Annotated in this window: 4 protein-coding genes; 1 reads left to right on the top strand and 3 read right to left on the bottom strand. The window is 69.3% G+C overall.

From position 1 onward, the window contains the following. Together RMO12_RS14150 and RMO12_RS14145 are read right to left on the bottom strand one after the other, a co-directional pair. Nucleotides 1-416 (bottom strand): lysophospholipid acyltransferase family protein (locus RMO12_RS14150; protein WP_405029686.1); only part of this gene is annotated, 416 nt, incomplete at its 3' end. Further along, a complete protein-coding gene (locus RMO12_RS14145) occupies nt 413-1405 on the bottom strand; it encodes a lysophospholipid acyltransferase family protein (protein WP_405029685.1) in 993 nt (330 codons plus the stop codon). The genes RMO12_RS14150 and RMO12_RS14145, both read right to left, overlap by 4 nt. Nucleotides 1406-1587: 182 nt before the next feature. Here RMO12_RS14145 and metK point away from each other — a divergent pair, with 182 nt between their 5' ends. Then, nucleotides 1588-2769: a methionine adenosyltransferase gene (gene metK / locus RMO12_RS14140; RefSeq protein ID WP_309639774.1), complete on the top strand. Its 1182-nt coding sequence runs from the start codon at nt 1588-1590 to the stop codon at nt 2767-2769. 164 nt (nt 2770-2933) lie between these two features. Here the strand turns inward: metK and RMO12_RS14135 are convergent. Continuing rightward, nucleotides 2934-3211, bottom strand: a 278-nt coding sequence (locus RMO12_RS14135; protein WP_309639773.1) for a TCP-1/cpn60 chaperonin family protein, incomplete at its 5' end; no start/stop codon positions are given.

The raw sequence follows: 3211 nt of genomic DNA, 5'->3' as shown, positions 1-3211 counted from the left end.
TGCGTCTGGTAGATCGAGCAGCCCGGGCGCGCCACGAACAGCTGCACCGCGGCGCCCGCCACGTCGAGCGCCATGAAGTGCGGCACCAGCCACATCACCGGCCCGGCGTGCGTGTCGCCAAAGCTGGCCGGCCCTTCAATGTGGATGAGCCGTCGCAGCCGGGCCGGCGAGGCATGCCAGAGCAGCCCGCGCTCGAGCAGGCTGCGGCCCAGCCACTGAAAGTGCGCCAGCGCCAGCTCGCGGCGCCGCCGCATCGACCAATCGGGAAAGCACAGCTCGATGTTGCGCAGCGCGACGCGGCGCCGCCCGGTCGCCAGCGGCCACAGTAGCAGGCCGAGCAGGCGGCCAAGCACCGCGAGCAGCGGCAGCGGCAGCCAGTGCAACAACCATAAAACGACCAGCAGGGCGCGTGTCATCGCTCGCTCGCGCGGGTGGCGCCGGGCGCGCCCGGTGCGTGCGTCTCGCCTGTCGCGGCGGTCCCGCTGGTCCCGCTGGTCCCGCTGGTCCCGCTGGTCCCGCTGGTCCCGCTGGTTGCGCCCGGTGCGCCGCTCGCGTCGGCACGCGGCGACTTGTAGCGGTGGTAGCCCCAGAGGTACTGGCCCGGGCACTGCAGGATGAGCCGCTCCATGGCGCGGTTGATGGTGGCGGCGGCCTCGGTAGCGTCAGTGGGCAGCGGCTCGCCGAGTTCGCTCACGCGCACGCGATAGCCACCGCCACGCGGCAGCCGCTCGCCCCACACCAGCAGCAAGGCCGCGCCGGTCTGCTGCACCAGGCGCGCGGCCAAGGTCATGGTGTAGGCCGGCTGGCCGAAGAACGGCGCCCACACGCCCAGGCCGGCCGGTGGCACCTGGTCGGGCAGCAGGCCGACCACTTCGCCGCGCTTGAGCGCCCGCAGCATCTGGCGCACGCCGGCCAAGGTGGCCGGTGCGGCGTCGAGGCCGGGGCGGCGGCGGGCAGACTCGACCAGCTCACGCAGCCAGGGTTTGCGAGCCGGGCGGTAGAGCACGGTCATGGCGCCGCGCCCGGCGCCGTAGCGGCCGGCATACGACTGGCCGATCACCTCGAAGCAGCCGAGGTGCGGCGTGAGCATCACCAGGCCACGGCCGGCCGCCTGCGCCGCTTCGATCAACTCGCCGCCCTGCCACAGCACGTGCGCCGCCAACGGCGCCTCGCTCGCGCGCAGCCACAGCGGCGGCAGCTCGGTGAGCAAGCGCCCGGCGGCGGCAATGGCGGGCCGCGCGTCATGCCACGGCACGCCGGCCCGCGCCACGTTGGCCTGAAAGCGCGCGCGGTAGCTCGGCGACGCAAAGTAGACGGCCCAGCCGAGCGGCGTGCCCAGTGCGTGCAGCCAGGCCAGCGGCCAGTCGGCCAGGGCGCGCAACAGGGTCAGGAGGAGTCGGCTCATCAGGGTCGTCGGGATCGCTAGAATCGGCACGTCGCCGAGTTAAAGAACTACTTGCGGGGCGATTGCAGGGCACCCTGATGCACTGCCGGGCCGACGGGCTCAACAAACCGCTAAAGCGTTCGCCGCTCCTCCAACCAGACCGGCAACGCGAGTTGCAACTTTGCTTGGCATGGAGTTTAAGAGTGGCGAACGACTTTCTTTTCACATCCGAATCCGTCTCCGAGGGCCACCCCGACAAGGTGGCCGACCAAATCTCGGACGCGATCCTCGACGCGATCTTCACCGAGGATCCGCGCTCGCGCGTGGCGGCCGAGACGCTGTGCAACACCGGCCTGGTGGTGCTGGCCGGCGAGATCACAACCAACGCGCACGTCGACTACATCCAGGTGGCGCGCGACACCCTCAAGCGCATCGGCTACGACAACACCGAATACGGCATCGACTACAAGGGCTGTGCGGTGATGGTCTGCTACGACAAGCAGAGCAATGACATCGCCCAGGGCGTCGACCATGCCAGCGACGACCACCTCAACATCGGCGCCGGCGACCAGGGCCTGATGTTCGGCTACGCCTGCGACGAGACGCCCGAGCTGATGCCCGCGCCGATCTACTACGCGCACCGGCTGGTCGAGCGCCAGGCGCAACTGCGCAAAGACGGCCGCCTGCCCTTCCTGCGGCCCGACGCCAAGAGCCAGGTCACGATGCGCTACGTGGACGGCAAGCCGCACAGCATCGACACCGTGGTGCTCTCCACCCAGCACGACCCCGACCAGAGTGAAACGCCGACCAAGATGAAGGCCTCGTTCATTGAGGCCATCATCGAAGAGATCATCCGGCCGGTGCTGCCCAAGGAGTGGTTGAAGGACACCAAGTTCCTGATCAACCCGACCGGGCGCTTCGTCATCGGTGGCCCGCAAGGCGACTGCGGCCTGACCGGCCGCAAGATCATCGTGGACACCTACGGCGGCGCCTGCCCGCACGGCGGCGGCGCGTTCAGCGGCAAAGACCCCAGCAAGGTCGACCGCTCGGCTGCCTATGCGGCGCGCTACGTGGCCAAGAACATCGTCGCGGCAGGCATCGCGCGCCAGTGCCAGATCCAGGTGGCCTACGCCATCGGCGTGGCGCGGCCGATGAACGTGACGGTCTACACCGAAGGCACCGGCGTAATCTCCGACGAGCGCATCGCAGCACTCATCCACGAGATGTTCGACCTGCGGCCCAAGGGCATCATCCAGATGCTCGACCTGCTGCGGCCGATCTACGAGAAGACGGCGGCGTATGGGCACTTCGGGCGCGAAGAGCCGGAGTTCACGTGGGAGCGCACCGACAAGGTGGCTGCGCTGCGGGCAGCGGCCGGGCTGTAGGCCCGACAAGCGCGCAGCGCCTCAGCCGCCTTGCGGCGCAGACTCATATACAAGCACAAGCGGAGCAATCAGCGCGCCGTTCTGATCGACCAACGAAAAAGGGGCTGCTCGCGCAGCCCCTTCGGCATTGGCGGCATCGCTTGCGCGATGCCGTCGCAATGGACTTACATGTCCATGCCCATGCCGCCCATACCGCCCATGCCGCCGCCCATGCCACCACCGGCACCGGCCTCGTCCTTGGGGGACTCGGCGACCATCGCTTCGGTCGTGAGCATCAGCGCGGCCACGGAGGCAGCGTTCTGCAGCGCGGTGCGCGTCACCTTGGTCGGGTCGAGGATGCCCATTTCGATCATGTCGCCATAGGTGCCGTTGGCGGCGTTGTAGCCGTAGTTGCCCTTGCCGGCGAGCACGGCCGCGACCACCACGCTGGCTTCGTCACCGG

The organism is Methylibium sp. (assembly GCF_031393925.1).
GTDB lineage: Bacteria > Pseudomonadota > Gammaproteobacteria > Burkholderiales > Burkholderiaceae_C > Methylibium.
The sequence above is the reverse complement of the archived record's forward strand: the minus strand, read 5'-3'. Positions and strand labels throughout refer to the sequence as shown.

Coding starts and splice junctions, on each gene's coding strand:
- RMO12_RS14145 (WP_405029685.1), bottom strand. CDS start 1,405: ATGAGCCGACTCCTCCTGACCCTGTTGCGCGCCCTGGCCGACTGGCCG.